The organism is bacterium (genome assembly GCA_016873475.1).
Lineage (GTDB): Bacteria > Krumholzibacteriota > Krumholzibacteriia > JACNKJ01 > JACNKJ01 > VGXI01.
In genome coordinates, this window is sequence record VGXI01000255.1 from 1 (window position 1) to 4,021 (window position 4,021).

The following is a 4,021-nucleotide window of genomic DNA, read 5'->3' on the forward strand; positions in this document are numbered from 1 at the left end:
AAAAGGAATGAGTAACCGCGCGCCTGGCCCCATTCGGAGAGGCGCGCCCGCAAGGGGGACCTCGCATGGGATCCGCGAATGCGCTACTCGCCTTGGCCCTGATCGCGCTCCCCGCGGCAGGCCTGCCCGCGGGCGCGCGTGGCCAGTGCATCCTCGCCAATCCGAGCTTCGAGATCGCCGGGCAGAGCGGGGCGAGCTTCGGCGGCTGGAGCCAGTTCGGCAGCGTCGGCGCGGTGACCACCGCCGTGCATGGCGACTGGGCGGCCCGGGTCAGCGGGCCCGGCGGCAACTGGAGCGTCTCGGGCTACTGGCAGCGGCTGGACTGTGCGCCCGGCGAGCGCTGGACCGTGACCGGCCACGTGCGCCATCCCGCGACGAAGCCGCTGACCGGCCAGTGCAGCGCGCTCGTCAACGTCGAGTGGCACGACGGAGCGGGCCAGCTCATCAGCTACGACTCCTTCGCCGTGGCCTCGGCCGCCTCGCCAGTCGACGCCTACCTTCCCTTCGCCGTGCAGAGCCTGCCGGCGCCGGCGGGCACCGCTGCCATCCACCTGCTGCTCGGAGTGCTGCAGGCGCCCGGCGCGCCCTCGCCGGACGCCTACTTCGACCAGATCACCGCCGAGGACGACAGCCCGCCCGATCTCGACACGCTGCAGTGGAGCGACTTCCCGGGCGGCCGCACCCTCGACTTCGCCGGTCGCAGCTGGCGGGTGAAGGGCCCCGGCTACTACGGGCCGGGCCCCAACGTCTTCTGCGACGGTGCCGAGTGCGTCTGGGTCGACGGCCAGGGCCGCCTCCACCTCACGCTCGCCAATCGCAACGGGACCTGGAAGAGCACGGAGGTGGTCGCCGAGGAGGCGCTCGGCTACGGAGACTACATCGTGACGACCGTGGGGCGGCTCGACCTGCTCGACCGCTTCGCGATCCTGGGTCTCTTCATCTGGCAGTACGGCCCCTGCTGGGACGATGCCTTCCTCTGGTGGAATCCCTACAACGAGGTCGACATCGAGTACGGCCGCTGGGGCGATCCGGGGCGCGAGATCGGGCAGTTCGTCGCGCAGCCCTGGGACTGGCCGGGGAATCTGCAGCGATTCGACCTCGCGTTCAGCGCAGGGGAGCGGGTGAGTCACGCGATGCGCTGGCTCGCCGATCGGGTCGAGTACCGGGTCTGGCGCGGGGGCGCCGATGAGGAAGCGAGCGCGCCGCTGGTCGCGAGCTGGAACTACTTCGGGCCGCACGTCCCGCGTCCCGAGCAGCCGCGCCTGCACCTGAATCTGTGGAAGCTGCCCAGCGGCACCCCGGCCTCCAGCCAGGAAGTCATCGTGGAGAGCGTGCACTTCCTGCCGGCGGGCGGGGGCAGCGCGGTGGATCCGGGCGGCGCGCCGGCCGCGGCGCGGGCCGGCTGGCTGACGCCGGCCGTTCCCAATCCCTTCAACCCAAAGACGACCCTCCGCTTCACGCTGGCGCGGGAAGCGAGCATCGCCCTCGAGGTCTTCGACCTCGGCGGCCGCCGCTTGCGTTGGCTCGCGAGTGGGCTTCACTCGCCCGGGACGCACGCCCTGGTCTGGGACGGGCGCGACGCAGAGGGCAGGGAACTGCCCTCGGGCGTCTACCTGGTCCGTCTGCGCGGGGCGGACTTCACGGACAGCCAGCGCGTCGTGCTCATCAAGTGACCGCAAGCTGCAAAGAGAACGGGGGCCCGGCCAGGCCGGACCCCCGCGTGTGCTGCGTGCCAGGTCAACTAGAAGAGGGACTTCACGGCGCCCCAGCTCGTGTCCTGCGTCGCCACCGGCTCCGCCATGCCCCAGACGATGTTGTCGTAGAAGACACCCGAGCCCTCGTAGAGCGTCGCCGTGTTCGCGAAGCCGATCTGGAGGATCTGGTTCACGAGACCGGCGTCGATCGTGATCGTCAACTGATAGCCGGTCCAGCTCGCGGGCGTGCTCGTCATGTCCGCCGTGATGAAGTTGGTCATCGCATAGCCGCTCGCGGGATCCAGGGTCTTGATGAAGGCCAGGGCCGTCGTGCTGCCCGCGAGATTGCCGAGCTTGGCATCGAAGTCGAAGTTCCAGGTCGTGCCGACATCGCCGGCACCGATCGTCTGCTCCTGGAAGACGTTGGACTCGATGTGCGCGCCGTCGTTGTGGTTGCCATTGTTGTAGTCGCTGAAGACGACGAGCTGCTGAGCGCCCTGCTCGGCGCCGCCCTCGCCAGCCGCGATCGAGCAGAAGGCGTTGCCCGCGTTCGGGGCGGGGTAGGGACCGTAGCCGTACCAGTAGGACCAGTCCGGACCGAAGACGTTGCCGAAGACCAGCCAGCCGTCATTGCCCAGCGCGTTCGGATCGCTCTGGACGAGGCCTTCGAAGTCCTGCGCGTAGGGAGCAAGCGCGCTGGCCGCCGGCGCCAGGCAGAGCAGCGCTGCGATCGCAAAGAACGCTTTAGCTCTGATGTTCATCGTGGTTTCCTTCCGTGTGAGGAGTTTCGCTTGGGCTGAGACTCTCGGATCCGATCGCCGCGGGGACTGCGTATCCAATCGCATCCAGACGAGGAGGAGTGTACACTATGTTCGGCGTCCGAATCAAGTCCCAAACAGGCAGTCCAGCGCTCAGTTCCAGATTGGCCCTCCTTCTTATCTCGTTTACTATCAGCGGTTTCAAGGAAGCGACGGATTGAGCATGAGTGGGCCGCTGGGCCGCAGCAGCGACGCCTGCCGCTTGCCGATGTCCCTGGCGCAAGTGGCGATCGCAGCCCAGAGGGATGCAAGAAAGCACTTCGCGCCAGTCCTTCGCGCTCAGACTTTGTGCGGAATGCAAACAAATACACCTTTCAATCCTCGGGCGCCGCTCGCGATCGTGGACCTGACAGCGACGCGCGCGGCAGCCCAGCGCGGGAGCCCTAGCGCTATGCCTCTGCCGACCTCGATCCCGGCGCGCGTTGGCCTGTCCCTGCTCCTGCTCTCCTTGGCCGCATGCGGAGGCTCCGGTCGCTCAGCGCCGCGGGGCGGCGAGTCCAGCGGCGCGCTGCGCCCCTTCCTGCCGGATCTTGCCGAAGGTCGGAGTCGCGGCGGGATCTGCTATGGCCCGCATCGCGATGGACAGCGGCCCGGCGGCCCAACGCCGAGCGCGGCCCAGATCCGCGAGGACCTGCGGCTGATGCAGCCGCACTGGCGTCTCCTGCGCACCTACGGGGCCAGTGAGTTCGGGCGCGAGCTGCTCGAGGGGATCCGCAGCGAGGGCATCGACATCAAGGTGCTGCTCGGTGTCTGGGTTGCGCCGGAGGAGCGGGCGGGGGCGGACGGCGGGAACGAGCCCGATGCGGAGGCGGCCGCCGCCAACGCGCGCGAGTTCGCTGCGGCGGTTGCGCTGGCGGCGGCGTATCCGGACATCGTCGCCGCGATCTGCGTGGGCAACGAGACGCAGGTCTCCTGGTCGCCGCATCCCTGTCCGATCGAGCTTCTCATCGCCCAGGTGCGCCGCGTGCGCGCCGCAGTGGCGGTGCCCGTGACCGCTGCCGACGACTACCAGTACTGGCTCGAGCCGGCCAGCCAGGCGCTCGCGCGCGAGCTCGACTTCCTGACCGTTCACGCGCACCCGATGTGGAACAGCCAGACCCTCGACGCGGCCCTGCCCTGGCTGCGCACCCAGCTCGCGGCCGTGGCGGCGGCGCATCCGGAACGGCCGCTCGTGGTCGGCGAGACGGGATGGGCCACAGCAGTGGCTGCGAGCGGCGAGCAAGCGCGACTCATCAAGGGCCGGCCTGGCGAGGACGAGCAGGCCGACTTCTACGCGACCCTGCTTGCCTGGGCGCAGACCCAGCACTTGCCGCTCTTCGTCTTCGAGGCCTTCGACGAGAACTGGAAGGGCGGCCCCGATCCGGACGAGGTGGAGAAGCACTGGGGGCTCTTCCGCGCCGATCGCACGCCGAAGGCGGCCCTGCGCAGAGGAAGCTGAAGCCCGCGGGCGGCCGCCGGCCTTCAGCGAATCAGGAGCCCTCGTGCGGTGACGGCTCGGCCCCCGCTCTC

3 protein-coding genes are annotated in these 4,021 nt (G+C 69.4%); 2 read left to right on the plus strand and 1 reads right to left on the minus strand.

Annotation, left to right across the window (positions count from 1 at the left end; translation table 11 throughout):
* The first annotated feature begins 65 nt into the window (after nt 1-65).
* The gene (locus FJ251_14225; GenBank protein ID MBM4118861.1) at nt 66-1,673 is read left to right on the plus strand and encodes a hypothetical protein; all 1,608 of its coding nucleotides are present in this window, start codon (nt 66-68) and stop codon (nt 1,671-1,673) included.
* A 68-nt stretch (nt 1,674-1,741) separates the two neighbouring features.
* On the opposite strand, the gene FJ251_14230 is transcribed toward FJ251_14225, so the two are convergent.
* Complete coding sequence (locus FJ251_14230) at nt 1,742-2,455, minus strand: hypothetical protein (protein ID MBM4118862.1); 714 nt, start codon at nt 2,453-2,455, stop codon at nt 1,742-1,744.
* Between FJ251_14230 and FJ251_14235 the strand changes: the two genes are divergently transcribed.
* The gene (locus FJ251_14235; protein MBM4118863.1) at nt 2,448-3,950 is read left to right on the plus strand and encodes a hypothetical protein; all 1,503 of its coding nucleotides are present in this window, start codon (nt 2,448-2,450) and stop codon (nt 3,948-3,950) included. The two genes, FJ251_14230 and FJ251_14235, sit on opposite strands and share 8 nt — an antisense overlap.
* Nucleotides 3,951-4,021 lie beyond the last annotated feature (71 nt).